Source organism: Aminobacterium sp. MB27-C1 (assembly GCF_030908405.1).
Taxonomy (GTDB): domain Bacteria; phylum Synergistota; class Synergistia; order Synergistales; family Aminobacteriaceae; genus Aminobacterium.
Window position 1 is genome coordinate 2,163,078 of record NZ_CP133089.1, and the last position, 14,533, is coordinate 2,177,610.

At 41.6% G+C, this 14,533-nt stretch carries 16 protein-coding genes; 1 reads left to right on the forward strand and 15 read right to left on the reverse strand.

The window, feature by feature from the left end; all coding sequences use genetic code 11:
• Nucleotides 1-3: 3 nt before the first annotated feature.
• On the reverse strand, nt 4-1,020 hold the full coding sequence (locus RBH88_RS10405; RefSeq protein WP_213695605.1) for a dihydroorotate dehydrogenase-like protein: 1,017 nt from the start codon (nt 1,018-1,020) through the stop codon (nt 4-6).
• Between the two features lie 116 nt (nt 1,021-1,136).
• On the opposite strand from RBH88_RS10405, the gene RBH88_RS10410 reads away from it, so the two are divergent.
• Nucleotides 1,137-1,706 (forward strand): nitroreductase family protein, encoded by a 570-nt coding sequence (locus tag RBH88_RS10410; RefSeq protein WP_213691435.1) that lies wholly within the window; start codon nt 1,137-1,139, stop codon nt 1,704-1,706.
• Between the two features lie 66 nt (nt 1,707-1,772).
• On the opposite strand, the gene RBH88_RS10415 is transcribed toward RBH88_RS10410, so the two are convergent.
• From RBH88_RS10415 to RBH88_RS10480, 14 genes are all read right to left on the reverse strand, one after another.
• Entirely contained in the window at nt 1,773-3,155 is a 1,383-nt protein-coding gene (locus RBH88_RS10415; protein WP_213691436.1) for an NAD(P)/FAD-dependent oxidoreductase, read from the reverse strand.
• 162 nt (nt 3,156-3,317) lie between these two features.
• The gene (locus RBH88_RS10420) at nt 3,318-3,458 is read right to left on the reverse strand and encodes a hypothetical protein (RefSeq protein ID WP_213691437.1); all 141 of its coding nucleotides are present in this window, start codon (nt 3,456-3,458) and stop codon (nt 3,318-3,320) included.
• A 314-nt stretch (nt 3,459-3,772) separates the two neighbouring features.
• Nucleotides 3,773-5,053 (reverse strand): TRAP transporter large permease, encoded by a 1,281-nt coding sequence (locus RBH88_RS10425; RefSeq protein WP_213691438.1) that lies wholly within the window; start codon nt 5,051-5,053, stop codon nt 3,773-3,775.
• On the reverse strand, nt 5,050-5,538 hold the full coding sequence (locus RBH88_RS10430; RefSeq protein ID WP_307879614.1) for a TRAP transporter small permease: 489 nt from the start codon (nt 5,536-5,538) through the stop codon (nt 5,050-5,052). The genes RBH88_RS10425 and RBH88_RS10430 overlap by 4 nt, the downstream gene beginning before the upstream one ends.
• A gap of 86 nt (nt 5,539-5,624) precedes the next feature.
• Nucleotides 5,625-6,629, reverse strand: coding sequence for a TRAP transporter substrate-binding protein (locus tag RBH88_RS10435; protein ID WP_213691439.1), 1,005 nt, complete (start codon nt 6,627-6,629; stop codon nt 5,625-5,627).
• A 13-nt stretch (nt 6,630-6,642) separates the two neighbouring features.
• Nucleotides 6,643-7,569, reverse strand: coding sequence for a ketopantoate reductase family protein (locus RBH88_RS10440; protein ID WP_213691440.1), 927 nt, complete (start codon nt 7,567-7,569; stop codon nt 6,643-6,645).
• A gap of 16 nt (nt 7,570-7,585) precedes the next feature.
• Nucleotides 7,586-8,416: a 3-methyl-2-oxobutanoate hydroxymethyltransferase gene (panB, locus tag RBH88_RS10445; RefSeq protein ID WP_213691441.1), complete on the reverse strand. Its 831-nt coding sequence runs from the start codon at nt 8,414-8,416 to the stop codon at nt 7,586-7,588.
• Nucleotides 8,417-8,471: 55 nt separating this feature from the next.
• Nucleotides 8,472-9,251, reverse strand: a complete 780-nt coding sequence (locus RBH88_RS10450; RefSeq protein ID WP_213691442.1) for an IclR family transcriptional regulator — start codon at nt 9,249-9,251, stop codon at nt 8,472-8,474.
• 265 nt (nt 9,252-9,516) lie between these two features.
• On the reverse strand, nt 9,517-10,992 hold the full coding sequence (gene panF, locus RBH88_RS10455) for a sodium/pantothenate symporter (RefSeq protein WP_213691443.1): 1,476 nt from the start codon (nt 10,990-10,992) through the stop codon (nt 9,517-9,519).
• Complete coding sequence (locus RBH88_RS10460; RefSeq protein WP_213691444.1) at nt 10,989-11,270, reverse strand: YhdT family protein; 282 nt, start codon at nt 11,268-11,270, stop codon at nt 10,989-10,991. The genes panF and RBH88_RS10460 overlap by 4 nt, the downstream gene beginning before the upstream one ends.
• Nucleotides 11,271-11,284: 14 nt before the next feature.
• Entirely contained in the window at nt 11,285-11,803 is a 519-nt protein-coding gene (locus tag RBH88_RS10465) for a DUF2179 domain-containing protein (RefSeq protein ID WP_213691445.1), read from the reverse strand.
• 91 nt (nt 11,804-11,894) lie between these two features.
• Complete coding sequence (locus RBH88_RS10470; RefSeq protein ID WP_213695603.1) at nt 11,895-12,740, reverse strand: peptidylprolyl isomerase; 846 nt, start codon at nt 12,738-12,740, stop codon at nt 11,895-11,897.
• 46 nt (nt 12,741-12,786) lie between these two features.
• Entirely contained in the window at nt 12,787-14,316 is a 1,530-nt protein-coding gene (locus RBH88_RS10475) for a YbaK/EbsC family protein (RefSeq protein ID WP_213695602.1), read from the reverse strand.
• 38 nt (nt 14,317-14,354) lie between these two features.
• Nucleotides 14,355-14,528 carry a hypothetical protein gene (locus tag RBH88_RS10480; RefSeq protein ID WP_213695601.1) on the reverse strand — a complete coding sequence of 58 codons (174 nt, stop codon included), beginning with the start codon at nt 14,526-14,528 and terminating at the stop codon, nt 14,355-14,357.
• Nucleotides 14,529-14,533: the final 5 nt, after the last annotated feature.

Genomic DNA, 14,533 nt, shown 5'->3' on the forward strand with positions numbered 1-14,533 from the left:
TTATTAAATATCTGGACGAGCTAAAAATGGAGACTCGTTACGCATTAAAATATCAACGTACTGGGCCCGCTCCCATGAATATGGATCTTTCGCTCTCATCTTGCTTAATACCCCCCTGCACTCATCCAAAACTCCATATCCATGTTTCCCCATCCAGCGTTCAACATCATTGACCATTGTATGTATTGATTCAATACCGTTCTTATAGAGAGCACTGACAACCTGCACACAATCAGCACCAGCAAGTAGCATTTTAGCTACATCTTCTCCTGTAAAAATCCCCCTATTTGCGCAAAGGCTGCCATTGACTGTTCCAAAAAGAAGGGCGATGAAACGAAGTGGCAAAAGAGAGTCTCTCTCATGACTCATAACAATAGTTCTCTCTTCTTTTTCTTCTTCAGGATTTATATCTGGATTGATAAAATTATTGAAAAGTACATATCCCTTTGTTCCCATCTGATCAAGCATTGAAACAAAGTGAAGCGGATTGGTGTAGAAAGGGCTTAATTTTACAGACACAGGAATAGATACCACCCGCAAAACTTCTTGAACAGTGGCTAGCTGCTCGTTTTCGATCTGTGAACCACTCATATTTTTATCTATAGGCATAGCGTAAAGGTTGAGTTCCAGCCCCTGGACTCCCGTCTTGCTTAATTTCTCTGCCCATTCAACCCAAACACTTTTCGTTCCTGCGTTCAAACTCGCAAAAACAGGGACATGGGCATCTTTGATAATTTTATTTACCCACATAATATGTTCTTCTGGACCAGCATGTGCTATTCCGGGATGAAGAGCAATCATCTCTGCGTGTCGTTCGTCATCGTCAGTTAATTCATGTTCGAGAGCCAAAGATTCAAGAGCGATTTGCTCCTCAAAAAGCGATTTGATCACTATGCCTCCCGCGCCTGCTTCTTCAGCTTTACGAATAGTTTCAAGGTTCGATGTAATGCCGCTGGCTCCTACGATAACCGGGTTCTTTAACTCCACTCCCATATACTCAGTTGAGAGATCAATTGCCATGTTACTTCCCCCTTTCTCGTTTGAGCACTTATTTGTCATTGTACCCTAATACACAAGTGAGAAATACTCTTAGTCTATAATATAAATTCCTACTAGCAATGAAAGGAGAGATGAAGATGAACCTTGTACTCGAAACAATAAAAAATCGTCGAAGTATCAGGCATTTCTTGCCTTCCCAAGTAAGTAATGAGGAACTGTCTCAAATACTTGATGCTGGGATATGGGCTCCAAGCGGACATAACGATCAGCCATGGCATTTTACAATTATTCAAAAGAAAGAAATAATCGATATGATCAGCGATAAAACAGTATCTCTTATGAAAAAATCGCCAGTTGATTGGGTTCGTAGAATGGGAGAAAAGGAAGGATTTCATATCTATTACAATGCTCCCACTATTATTATCATTTCGGGTAAAAAAAATGAAGATTCGTTATTGAAACCGATTGCAGACTGCTCAGCAGCCATAGAGAACATGCTTCTTGCAGCTGAATCTTTGAATGTAGGAACATGCTGGATTGGGTTCTCTGGTTTCTTCTTCGCCGCAGCTACACCAGAAGAGCTTAAAATGATCGGAGTTCCAGAAGGATATGAACCTTTTTATAGTATCGCTATGGGATATAAAGATCCAGACCGCCACTACGGAGCACCACGTCGTAAAGAAAATACAATTACGTACATACGCTAAAGCGTAACCATAATATTACAATATAAAGAATCTCCCCGCATCATAAGATAACGGGGAGATTTATTTTTATTTCTTGAAAATAATTGAACGTGCAGCAACAACACCACTTGAAGCAGCCTGAATAATTCCTCGACTGACTCCTGCGCCGTCTCCAGCCATATAGAGATTTTGAATTGTAGGAGTCTCAAGAGTATCTTTCAATTCAAGACGCAGAGAATAAAGTTTGATTTCCACTCCGTACAGAAGCGTATCATTCATATTAATTCCCGGCATAATAATATTGAGAGCCTCTATAAACTCTACAATATCCGTTAGAAAGCGATGGGGTAAAACAAGACTCAAATCTCCGGGCTGAGCTTGGGCGGTAGGTTTTACCATTCCCCTCATGATGCGAGCTTCTGTTGAACGACGTCCATCTCGAAGATCTCCCAAACGTTGAACAAGAATTCCGCCGCCTGCCAACATATTTGCCAACTTGGCGATGTGAGTCGCGTAGCCTATGGGATCATTAAAAGGTTGCGTAAAATTCTTTGTTACGAGAATAGCAAAATTCGTATTTTTAGACTTTACATTCTTTAAACTGTGCCCATTTACCGTTACGAGATCATGAGCCTTATTATATTCATGAACAACAAAGCCTGATGGGTTCATACAAAAGGTACGACAACGATCGTCAAAAGTCGGGGTATTGTAAAGACATTTAATTTCATAAAAGTGATTGGTTAGATCCTGACAAATACTATCTGGTATTTCTACCCGCACCCCAATATCTACTGGCATGGAAGCGATGGGCAGGTTGTATTGATTTACAATGCCTTCAAGCCATGAACTTCCTTCACGGCCTGGAGCTAAAATAACATTATCTGCCTCGATTTCACGCCCATCCTTCAAGGCGATGCCTTCAATAACTCCGTTTCGAACTTTGACTTCCATTACTTCCGTATTCATGAGAATGTCACACTTTTCCTTTAACTCCTCATACATGTTATTAAGCACCATGCGAGAAGCATCTGTTCCTATGTGACGAATTCTAGCCGGTATGATTTTTATTCCGCGACTTGCTGCTCTTTGAATCGTATCTTTTACAATATCCCCTGTCGGTTCGTAATAATTCTTATCTGCGCCAAAACTGACAAAAGCATCATCAACATACCGAATCATATTCTCAAGCGCATCTTCGCCTATGCACTCTTCGAGATTTCCGCCAAAGCCAGTGGTCAGCGTGAGCTTTCCGTCAGAGGCAGATCCGGCCCCACCCCATCCAGAAACGATATTACACGAGTTGCAATTGACACATACAGGGGAAAGTCCCTCAAGAATAGGACATTTTCTGTCTTTTATAACTTTTCCTTTGTCAACTATAAGAACTTTCTTATCATTCTTCACTAACTCCATGGCCGCAAAGATGCCTGCAGGCCCAGATCCCACTATAATAACGTCGTATTTCACCGTTATTTCTCTCCTTCACTATCAAAATTTACTCGTTGGCCACATGGAAAGTATAGGGGTAGGTATCAATAGGTGACCCTTGAGATGATACCATAAAAAAGAGCCCTTCTCCATGAAGAGCTCTTCCGTCATAATGCAGGTGAGATTATTTATTCGAATGATCTAACGATAGCCTTCAAAAGGACCTCTCCATCGAACTTCGATAAGTCCCTCTGAATTGAACATCTCTATAGAATCCACGACTTCATAAAACGCAATAGCATTCTCTCTCTGTACTTTTCCCCTTTTCTTCGCTTTAACCACCCTCATCTCCCCCCTTCTTTTCTTATTGGCGGCATTCTCCTTGGGATAGAGACCTTGACCATAAAAAAAGCCGGAAACCGCTTAAAGCGGATCCCGGCTCTGGTGTTTGTGAGTAAGGGCAATTAAATGCCGATCACACCAGGAGGGGATCCGCTGCTAATAATAACGACTACAGGTAGAGAAATTAGAGACTGAAGAAACATACTTTTAACTAGCTGCATTTCGAACCCTCCTTCTGTGTCCAAATTATTTGAATATTTCCACACATTATATTGTCGATTATTTCGCCTGTCAACCCTTTTTGGGCATAAATATTAATACAATCCAGTCAATTTTGGCAAAACCGTAGAGATCCAGGGAAGATAGGTTAAAAGCAAAACATCAACAACCATGATCAAAATAAATGGCCATACTGCTCGTGTAATATCCTCAAGCTTGATATCGGCAATGCTGCACCCAATGAAGAGGCATACACCCAATGGCGGAGTAACCATTCCTATTGCAAGGTTTACAACTAATACGATCCCAAAATGGAGAGGATCTACACCTATCTGAGTAATGACCGGCAATAAGACAGGCACCAAAATAATAATGGCCGCAACTGTTTCCATGAACGTTCCCAAGAAAAGGAGCAAGATGTTAATGAGGGTTAAGATAACAACAGGATTTTTTGAAATCGATAAAATAACCTCTGCAACGGCCTGAGGAACTTGTTCAGCAGTAAGAATCCAGCTGAAAACAGATGAAGTGGCAATAATAAACATGATCATCGACGTTCCCATAACTGTCGTAACAAGAATATTCTTCAGTTGAGAAAGATGAAGTTCCTTATAAATGAAAAAACCGACGATGAAGCCATAAACGACAGCCACTACTGCCGCTTCTGTAGGGGTAAAGACACCACCATAGATTCCCCCCAGAATAATTACAGGCATCATGAGGGCGAGAATTGCCTGTTTAAAAGTTTGCCAAATTCGTCCTAAAGTCGGTTTTTCGTCGCCATGATACCCCTTTTTCCTGGATATTAGCCAGGCTACAAACATCAGAGAACAACCGACAAGAATGCCAGGGAGAATGCCACCCATAAAGAGAGCGCCTATAGAAACTCCGGTAAGAACTCCGTAAATTATCATAGGAATGCTTGGTGGAATCATAACGCCCAAAGTACCAGCAGTTGCTTGAACAGCTGTAGCAAAAGGCTTGTCGTATCCCCGCCGTACCATTGCCGGTATTAAAATAGTTCCAATAGCAGCAACTGTAGCTACCGCTGCTCCTGAGATCGCTCCAAAAAACATACTCGCTATAATGGCAACAAAAGCTAATCCACCAGAAAAACGACCCACAATAGAGTTGGCAAATTCAACAAGACGTCTTGAAATACCCCCAAACTCCATTAACGAGCCCGCGAGAATAAAAAAAGGCACCGCCATGAGAGGAAAAGAATCTGCCGCCGTAAACATTTTTTGAACTATTACTATAGGAGGGATCGCCCCTGAAAAAAGAATAGCGGCAACAGAAGCCAGACCAATAGCTATAGCAATAGGCACGTTTATAACAAAAAACAAAATGAGACTAGCAAAAAGAACAGTGGTCATATGGCTTCATCCCTTCTTCCTACAACAATAGATAAGGCCTGTTCGATGGAATAGATAAACATGAGGACACCACTTACAAAAATGGCTGAATAAGGAATCCCCATGGATATTTCCATCGCCGGAGATCGCTGTCCTGAAACGATAAAAAGAATTCGACGTCCATAAATAACCATGAGTGCGAAAAATACCGCCGCACAGAGAGTTGCCAGAAAAGCAACACCTTTTTTCATTTTTGGAGGCAACATATTTACAACCACTTCCACACCGATATGTGCTCCCCTTTTAACGCCAATACTGGCCCCAAGAAAGGAAATCCAGACAAGAATATATCTGGAAAGTTCTTCTGACCATGGCAGAGAAGAGTGGAGAACGAAGCGAAATATGACTTGTAAGAAAACAACAACAACCATAACAATCAATAAAAGACTGACGGCATATTCTACAATCCGGTTTAAACCGTTAAGCAATTTTTTCAAAAGAATCACACTACCCCTTCTTTCTGCCGAAGAACACCTACAAAAAGGGAGGGAGAAGGAAAAGCTCTCCCTCTCCCTATGACATACGAACGGCTCTAATTTCCTGCAAGAATCTGATCAAGAAGCTTTGCGTCTTCGCCAAGTTCCCCACGGAATTCGTCATAGACGGATTTCGTGGCCTTACGGAAGGCTTCTTTATCTGGTGTATTTATTTCCATTCCAAGTTCTTTCAGTTTTTCTACCTGTTCATTTTCCATTCTCGTAATCTGCTCGCGCTCATAAAGAGCCGATTCTTGAGCAGCTTTCATGAAAATTTCCTGATATTCTTTAGGAAGCTTATCAAATCTAAACTTACTCATTATCAACATCGAGGGAGAAAAAACATGTCCGGTAAGAGAAACATATTTCTGAACCTCGTATATTTTTTGAGTGTAAATAATAGGAATTGGGTTTTCCTGCCCATCAACTGTTCCCTGCTGGAGAGCAGTAAAGACTTCTCCCCATGCCATAGGCGTAGGATCTGCTCCGAGGGCTCTCCAAATAGCCATCTGTACTTTATTTTCCATGGTTCTGAGCTTGAGTCCTTTGGCCTCTTCTGGAGTATTTACGGGATGCTTAGAATTTGTCAGATGGCGGAACCCGTTTTCATACCATGCTAAACCTTTAATGCCTTGTTTTTCGAGAAGGCCCATAATATACTGTCCGATTTCTCCATCGAGAGTTGAATAAGCCTGAGCCTTGTCTTTAAAGAGAAATGGGAAGTCAAAAATCATAAACTTTTTCTCGAATCCACTCATAGGCCCTGTTGAAGAGACGACCAAATCGACAGTTCCTAACTGAAGCCCCTCAATAAGGTCTCTCTCTCCTGTCCCAAGCTGATTATTGGGGAAAAGATTGACCTCTACATCTCCATTTGTTTCTTTCTCGACAATCTCTTTAAACCGTACAGCTCCAAGGTTATAAGGATGCTGATCACTCACAGAGTGCCCCAGCTTAAAGGAGTACTTAGCTGCCCAAGCAGGTTGTGTTACAGTCCCCAGCATAAAAGCACAAAACAAAAGCCCTACAAAAATTATGGTGCTTTTTTTCGTCCCTCTCATCACATGTCCCCCTTTAGACTTCTTCATAAGTTTTTTCTTTTACTGAAACAAGGTTATAAAGAACTTTATTAATAGGCGTCGCGATTCCCAGACGTCTACCTTCCTGAACAACGGCCCCATTTATAACCCCAATTTCTGTTTTACGTTTGTTCGAAACATCCTGAAGCATGGAAGACCTATTTGCTGCGGTAAGTTTGGCAACTTTTCTCGTATGTTCTACTGGATCGTCTATTTCAAGGGTAATTCCCTTTGCATTTGCCACAGCAACTGCCTCTTGTACAGCACAGGCAAGGAGTTCGTCTGTTTCAGAAAAATCTACTAAACGACCATTTTTTAACCCTGTAACAGCTGTTAAAGCATTAATGCCAATATTGACAATCAACTTGCCCCAAATGAGTCCCATTACATTGGGCGATAATTTAACGTTAAAACCACCCTTTTTGAGTAAATCTCCTATCTTTTCAAGGCGCTCATCGATAAAACCAGAGAGCTCTCCGATTACTGTGTCTCCTTGACCTGCATGGCGTATTTTTCCTGGTCCAAGCAATGTGGAACCATGTCCTGTTACACCTGCAATAACTTTTTCTTCGCCAACAACAGCACTTATTTTCTCTACATTACCAAGGCCGTTTTGAAGGGTTAAAACGCTTGTATGCGCCCCAATAATACCTTTCGCACTTTCCATCGCCTGAGATGTAAGCGTGGCCTTAACAAAAACAATAAGGAGGTCGCACTCCCCCGCCTCTTCAGGAGACGTAACAGCTCGAATAGAACGAATCGTACGCTCTCCTCCAATGCCCTCAATAAAGAGGCCGTGGGTATTAATGGCATCTACATGATCTTTCCAAACATCAATAAGCGTTACGTTAAAGCCTGCTTCAGCAAGCATTCCGCCATAAAGGCATCCCATAGCTCCTGAGCCAAGAACAGCTATTTTCATATTTTTCACCTCGGTCTTACTTGCGCAGATCTTTCAAATCGTCTCTGCTCAAACCTCCAAAGGTGTGTTTATCTTCCGGGAAAGAGCCTGAACGGACTTCTTCTTTGTATTCACCAAGAGCCTTTACAATTTCGTCTCCGATTTGAGCATACTGTTTAACAAACTTGGGAAGGAATTTATCGAAGAGCCCCAACATATCGTGGAAAACCAAAACCTGACCGTCTGTATAACGTCCTGCTCCTATACCAATAATGGGAATTGATACAGCTTCTGTAATTGCACGTCCTAATTCTTCAGGAACACACTCTACAACGATGGAAAATGCTCCGGCATCTTCTAGGGCTTTTGCTTCGTCAACAATTTTCTGAGCTGCTTCCAAACTTTTCCCCTGCACCTTAAAGCCACCGAGCATAGACGCCGTTTGAGGCGTAAGGCCAATATGTCCCTGAACGGGAATTCCTGCTTCAACAATGGCAGAAACGACTTCTGGGCGCCCGCCCTCAAGCTTGATCACATCGCAACCGCCTTCTTTCATGAGACGATTTGCACTGCGAATGGCTTGAGAAATGCTTTCGTTATATGAGCCGAAAACCATATCGCCAACAATCATAGGTGTGGGAGCACCCTTTACAACGGGTTTGATGTGAGCAACCATTTCGTCTGTGGTAAGAGGCACTGTCCCATCATTGCCAAGCATTGTCATAGAAAGAGAATCACCAACAAGAATGATCTCGATACCTGACTTCTCAACTAAAACAGCCTGAGCATAATCATACGCTGTAACCATCGATATTTTTTCGCCTTTTTGCTTCATTTCTTTGAGCTTTTGAATCGTTACCTTTGCCATTGCGAGATTCCCCCTCTAGAGATATATAAAGTTTTTATACTTTTTCTTTGTCGATTCAGGATTTGTACCCAAGGGTGGTCGAAAAACGTTTGGCCACATCTATAACCAAATCCCGAATGGCAATAAGACGTTCTGTATCTGCATAAAGGAATTTCGGCACTGCAACACTCAGAGCCGCGAACACTTCCCCAGAATGACCCCATACTGGAGCTGCTACACAAAAAAGGCCTTCAACGTACTCTTCGTTATCGATGCAATATCCTTGTTGGCGTATAGTCACAAGGTGCTCGAGTAATTCATCAAAATTGGTTACGGTATTTTCAGTAAAACGTATAAATGGTTCATCTTGAAGCAAGGCTCTAACTTGATGCTCAGGCATATAAGCCAACATGATCTTGCCAAGGCCAGTACAATAAGATGGCATTCGTTTTCCTATAGAAAGGTCTACTTTTATTGTTGATTGACTTTCGATTTTATCGATATAAATTACGTATTTTCCATCCATGACAGCTAGATTTACCGCTTCGTTCGTTTTCTCTGAAAGCTCTCGCATAAAAGGCATTGCCTGTTTTCTCAGACCAAGAGATTTCACCACGTTATTTCCGATTTCAAAAAGTTTAAAGCTATTGGAATATTTATGATTCGCCTGGTTTTGATTAACGTACCCCAAGCCTTTGAGGGTAGAAACAATTCGATGAACAGTACTCCGTTCTAAACTGAGCAAGTTACTCATTTCGGAAATACCTAACTCGCCACGTTCATCAAGTATTTCAATAATCGACATTGCTCTTTCTATAGACTGCACGTACCCGGAACTTTTTTTGGAACCTGTCACGATAATCTGCCTCCTTCTTTGTAAGGGAGAAAACAGCCACCTCAGAAAGATTCCATAATACGGAATAATATTCATCATTGTGGAAACGCAACTTAATTATAAACATGCAGAATTGTATGTCAAACTAGAGAAGAAATACATTTTTGGTAGTTCCAATAATTATATTTTTCACTTTTTATGTTACATGCGAGATTACAACAAACAAGGGGGTGTCCAACGATGCGGACACCCCCTTGTTTATTCTCGAAAAAATATCCGATACCTTTTATCCCCAAAAGAGTTCTATCGTCTTGTCGTCTGGCTTTTTACCTATATAAGCACCAATAATAAACGCTATAAGCCCTATAGCAATTGTAGGAACAATCTGATGAGCTCCCATCCATTTTACTTTTGTAATAGTGAAATAGATGAAAGACCCGCATCCTGCAACAATAGATAAAATAGCACCCGTAGCATTTGCACGTTTCCAATAAAGGCCCAAAATCGTTGGCCAAAGGAAAACCGCTTCAAGACCACCAAAAGCAAAAAGGTTTATCCAGACCAATAAAGAAGGAGGTCTAAGCGCTGCTAAAAAGACCATCACACCCAATATACCTGTCACAACAAAGCTCATACGTCCTATTGCCGCTGGATTAACTTTTTCAGGTTCTTTAGAAATATAGTTTAAATAGAGATCTTTAATAATGGCTGCCGATGCAAGAATAAGCATAGAGTCCACTGTAGACATAATAGCTGCAAGTGGTCCTGCTATAAATATTCCGGCCCAGAAAGGAGAAAGAAGATGGATCGTTAAGGTTGGAACTGCAAGGTCTCCCACTTCGATATTAGGAACGACAGCTCGTCCTAACGCCCCCACCATATGCATACAGAGCATAAGAAACCCTACAATAAATGTTCCAACAATCATGGCATTGTGCATTGATCGGGCATCTTTATATCCCATACATTTTACTGTTGTTTGCGGAAGCCCTAGTATGGCAAATCCCACGAGAACCCAAAAGGAAAGAATAAAGGGTTTTGATATAAAATTATTGGGCCCAAATGGAGTTATCAGGGCAGGATCAATTTCATGAAGTTTCTGTATTACTGAGGTCATTCCTCCGCCTGCATGGACAACGCTCCAAAGTAAGGCAATTGATGCAACAACCATCATAGAACCCTGAATTGTATCGGTAAGGACAACAGCTCTAAAACCACCAACTGTCGTATATATAATAACCGTCACACCAAAGATAATCAGACCTACAAGGTAAGGATATCCTGTAATGCTCTGAAAAAGTCTCGCACCCCCAATAAACTGGGCGAGCATAGAAGCCATGAAAAAGACAAGCAATGCAATCGAAGAAAGAATAACAACGGCATCGTTGCGATATCGTGCCCTTAAAAACTCTGTAACTGTTACTGCATTAATGCGGCGAGCAATAATAGCAAATTTTTTCCCCAAAACGCCTAACGTTAAAAAAGCAGTAGGGACCTGAATCATAGCGAGAAGAATCCAGCCCAATCCCATTTTATAGGCAACCCCCGGGCCACCTACAAAGCTACTAGCGCTGGTATAGGTAGTTATAATCGCCATGGCTAAAACAAAACCGCCCATGGAGCGGCTTCCAAGAAAATACTCTTCAACAAAACTTTTTGTATCGTGAGTTTTTTTACCTATCTTTCGACTCCAGAGCGCTATAGCCATAACACCGGCAAGATAAAGGACGAGAGGTAAAATCATATAGAATCGTTGCGTCATAGTTCTTCACGACCTTCCTTGTCTGGTGATTCTTCAAGCGAAATATCTTTAAAGAATAATCTAACCACTCCCCAAACAAGAAAAGAAATTCCAATATATCCAACAATGCAACTATAAAAGAACCATGATGGCATGCCAAAAACATACGTATACGACGACGGGTCGCCACTTCCTAAACCGTAGGCTGTTCCATACCACCAAGCAAAAAAGACACCGTAAAGAGCAAGTGAAATAAGAGCTTCTTTATTCGCTTGATTGTACCGGCCTGTTTTCTTCACTCTTATTGCCTCCTTTACTTTCCCTTCATTTTAAAATGGCCGCCCCAACACCCTTTGAGATCAGATATACACACAAAACCTTTTGCACCTATAATTTCTGAAATCTGAGGAATATCAGAACGATGACAAATGACTTTAACAACATAGCGAAGTCCCGCGCGACCTTGTCCAACGAGAACAGTTGCACCGAAACCGGCTTTGCGAATTTGCTCAATAACTAATCGGGTTTCTTGGTTTCGTTCTAAAATGATTTCAAGAGTAACGAAAGCATTAAGTAATTTTTCTTCCAAAAGAGAGCCCATAAAGTTACCTGCTCCATACCCTCCTGCGTAGGCGATAAGTTGAGGGAAGGTCAGGGAGCCACCTCCACCAAGAATATAACCGAGAACAGACATGTAGATCATTACTTCAAGAAAACCGATTGTTGCCGCAAGCCGCCGTCTTCCTCTCACAAGAAAAAGGATCCTCACCGTTCCAAGACTGACATCAAGAATACGAGCGCTAAAGATAAGTGCAAGTCCGAGCAAATCCATGACGCATCATTCTCCTAATTTTATGTAAAGGGAAGGCGGACAGCTCTCTGTCCGCCTTATGCTGTCTGCCAAACTCCGTTCGTAAGAAAAATTACTTTTTCTCTATAATTTCTACCTTATATTCTTTGCGAAGACGCTCTGTTTCTTCAAGATATATTTTAGAACGTTTATCTTTAAGAATGTTAGCCTCTATCTGACCTTTCACGTCTTCAAAAGACTTTAACGAAGCAGGCTTTTTATCTTCAAGCCTGATAATGTGCCACCCAAACTGGCTCTGTACAGGAGCACTTATTTCGCCCTTTTTAAGGGCTTCTGTAGCTTTACTGAATTCAGGAACAACTTGATCACCTTGGAAATAACCTAAATCTCCCTTTTGTTGTTTTGAAGGGCAAGTTGAATACTTTTCAACGGCCTCTTCAAAAGAAAGCTTCTTTGTCTCTATCTCTTCTCGAATCTTTTTTGCTTCCTCTTCGCTTGCCACTAAAATATGGCTTGCTCTCATCTGTGCAGGGATATTAAATTCTGTCAGATGCACAGCGTAATAATCTTTTGCTTCTTTTTCCGTTACGGCAGCTTTACTCAGCATCTTCTCCACGGCAGTCTGACGCAGTAACTCCCTTTTTATATTCTCAAGGCGCTCCATAAATACAGGATCTTTTTCAAGGTTATTATCCTTGGCCCAACGAGCAAAAACTTCGAGATTGATCAACTCGTCTAATATAGCCTTACGTCCTTGCTCATTCTCGTAGTACATGCGCTGCTGAGGATCAAGAGAGTTGATTATATCGTCAACATTCTGTTCTTTTATCTCTACATCGCCTACCCGAGCCAATACGTTGTTCTTTTCATTTTTCGCTTCTTGAGCTCCCGCCATGCTTCCCCAAGCCATCATCACTATGACAGCCATTACACATAAAACTCTCATATTTTTTTTCATACATATCCCTCCAAACCATACGATGCACTGAAACGTTGCCAGTGTATCACAGGCTCTCATCGTCGTCATTCAACAAAGACGAAAGAAAACATACTACATCTTCAGCTTGCATTTCCTTTGCATCTTCACCATAGTGAACTTCCACTATTCCTTCTGCCGCTTTGCGTCCTACAACGACTTTGACAGGAATTCCGAAAAGTTCAAAATCAGCGAATTTTGCCCCCGCTCGTTCATTCCTATCATCAAAAAGGACAACAATCCCATTTTGTGCCATCTCCAGATAAAGATTGGTAGCCAGGTTCATTGCCACTTCATCTTTCACCGACGGAACAATAATATCTACATCGAATGGCGCCAAACCAAAGGGATATGTTTTCTCTCGTGCCAGAGCTGTTAGGATACTGTTAAGATCGATCCAGCCTTTCCATAATGTGCATTTCTCGGTTTGTCCCTGTTGATCCTGGTAAGGGATCCCCTCAATGTCACTCTTTTCGCTCCATACTGCTGCTACTTTGTTCCATAAAAAAGGTTGAAGCTCAAGCCCACAACGTGGACAATTCATTCCTTCACGAAGAAGAGCAACATCACCAATATGCTTTGTTTTAAAATCTCTTCCCCACGTAACTCCTGTGAGGTGATAGTTGGGTTTATTAGCTCCCGTAACAACACCGCTACATCCTTCTATACTTATATCAGCGACTAGACAAACTCTTTCAGGAAGTCCTACAGGGCCAAGATAACCTGGTTTCTGCCCCATTACCGACATGAGTTCGTTCTCTTCTGCTATTCGAACCTTCTTGACCTTTAAAAAGAGAGCCAGCTTTTCTTCACTTATATGCAGATCTCCTCGAATAAGCACTGCTACAGGTCTCCAGCCATCATCAACTTCAGCCATATAAAACATGGTCTTTACTGTTTGTTCAGCAGGAATATGCAAAAATTCGCATAGTTCTTCTATAGAACTTGCATTTGGGGTATGAATTTCTTGCCGAACCATCTCTTTCTCTGTTCGATAAGGTTTGCTTTGTTCTATTCGTGCATTTTCAGTACCCGTCCAGCCACACGATGAGCAGGCAACTCCATTTTCGACTGCAATATACTGATCTGAAGCCTTCAAAGCAACGTAACTTCCGTCAGTACCCAACGTTTCATCGCTCATAACGATGCTTGGAAGATTTAAATTTTGTAATATGTTATCTATAGTATGAACTATCTCCTGTTGCGCCTCTTTGCCAGAAGCAGTCTCTATTCCTCCTAGAAGAAGCAAACCTTGCCGAAGCTCCATAAAGTTCAGAGGCAAATCTCGATAACTTTGTACTGCACGTTGGGCAAGGGCATATAAGCCATCTTTCTTGTAAAGGAGAGAGTCAAGTTGTTGAAAATTTTCTTCCATTAACGCATGCAGAAAGGTCCAAGCAACATTTTCTCGCAATATGGAGCCAAGAGGCAGCAAGTTCCACTCTTCATTTTGAAAATCCAGGGCATACCCACTTCTAATGAGACGAATAACACCTGGATCTTGCCAACCAGCTGGTGCTTTTTTTAATGTCGGCGTAAGCAAAGAAGTCATTTTCATTGAAATATCCTCCCAAAAATGTTGTGTAATCTAAATACTTAATCCATAAAATATTGACTGTAAGCCAATATGAAAAGAGCAACCGCCCAAACAATATCAAGCATAGCACGGCCAGTCTGCCCCATACGAAATCGCCGAAAAGAGATAAAAAGCAGGGCTACACCACATAAAATTACAATTATAGGAGCAAGCGTAGTAGCAAAAAATTGCATAAGGG

Coding starts and splice junctions, on each gene's coding strand:
- RBH88_RS10405 (WP_213695605.1), bottom strand. CDS start 1,020: ATGGCAATTGATCTCTCAACTGAGTATATGGGAGTGGAGTTAAAGAAC.
- RBH88_RS10410 (WP_213691435.1), top strand. CDS start 1,137: ATGAACCTTGTACTCGAAACAATAAAAAATCGTCGAAGTATCAGGCAT.
- RBH88_RS10425 (WP_213691438.1), bottom strand. CDS start 5,053: ATGACCACTGTTCTTTTTGCTAGTCTCATTTTGTTTTTTGTTATAAAC.
- RBH88_RS10435 (WP_213691439.1), bottom strand. CDS start 6,629: ATGAGAGGGACGAAAAAAAGCACCATAATTTTTGTAGGGCTTTTGTTT.
- RBH88_RS10440 (WP_213691440.1), bottom strand. CDS start 7,569: ATGAAAATAGCTGTTCTTGGCTCAGGAGCTATGGGATGCCTTTATGGC.
- panB (WP_213691441.1), bottom strand. CDS start 8,416: ATGGCAAAGGTAACGATTCAAAAGCTCAAAGAAATGAAGCAAAAAGGC.
- panF (WP_213691443.1), bottom strand. CDS start 10,992: ATGACGCAACGATTCTATATGATTTTACCTCTCGTCCTTTATCTTGCC.
- RBH88_RS10465 (WP_213691445.1), bottom strand. CDS start 11,803: ATGGATTTGCTCGGACTTGCACTTATCTTTAGCGCTCGTATTCTTGAT.
- RBH88_RS10470 (WP_213695603.1), bottom strand. CDS start 12,740: ATGAAAAAAAATATGAGAGTTTTATGTGTAATGGCTGTCATAGTGATG.
- RBH88_RS10475 (WP_213695602.1), bottom strand. CDS start 14,316: ATGAAAATGACTTCTTTGCTTACGCCGACATTAAAAAAAGCACCAGCT.
- RBH88_RS10480 (WP_213695601.1), bottom strand. CDS start 14,528: ATGCAATTTTTTGCTACTACGCTTGCTCCTATAATTGTAATTTTATGT.